We start from the raw sequence: 717 nt of genomic DNA on the forward strand, positions 1-717 counted from the left end.
GGTCGCCCTTGTCCGTGCCGGCGCCAAGTTCGAGAACGGCAAGCTCGTCAAACGTCCCGACGAACCGGCCGCCGAGGAAGCCCGAAAGGAGGCCGCCTGAAGAATCTCGATCCACAGATATTGACAATTGCTGTAAAGCATCAGCCGAAACCACTGTCACGCATCAGCCGAAACACTGTCGCGCATCACCCGGAACCGAAATGTCAAGCATCAGCCGAGGTCATACAGAAATACGGTGGGGCGGGCGGGGCTCGAACCCGCGACCAACGGATTATGAGTCCGCGGCTCTAACCAACTGAGCTACCGCCCCCGACGGAGTAGTTCCGTAGGAAACCGTAGCGGAAGACCGGAACCAGTGTCCGTCGGGCGGCGGCGGCTTTATAAGCGCTCGGCGAGCGACCCGTTTCCGGAGCGCCGCAACACCCCTATGCCCGCAGTTATGAGGGAGCGGGCCCTGCCTGCCCGGCTTCAGCCTTGATCTTGGGAATCAACTCAGGCGCGTAGACGTAGATCGCCGACTCGACCTCCCACTCCGCCTGGGCCTGACTCATCGGCGTGGTGCGGGTGATCATGTTGATCAGCTCCTGGCCCTCACCGAACGGATTGGGATTGGCCCGGACCTGATCGGCAAACCAGCGGCCCTCGGCGGCCGGTTCGTCGGGACGTTTGACGAGCTTGCCGTTCTCGAACTTGGCGCCGGCACGGACAAGGGCGACC

1 tRNA gene and 1 pseudogene are annotated in these 717 nt (G+C 62.8%); both read right to left on the reverse strand.

Annotated features, from left to right (window positions below):
* Positions 1-236: 236 nt before the first annotated feature.
* A tRNA-Ile gene (locus A5652_RS01215) sits at positions 237-310 on the reverse strand.
* A 127-nt stretch (positions 311-437) separates the two neighbouring features.
* Positions 438-717: pseudogene (locus A5652_RS01220) on the reverse strand (hypothetical protein); the annotation flags it as partial.

This window comes from Mycobacterium sp. 1165178.9 (assembly GCF_001673555.1).
Taxonomy (GTDB): domain Bacteria; phylum Actinomycetota; class Actinomycetes; order Mycobacteriales; family Mycobacteriaceae; genus Mycobacterium.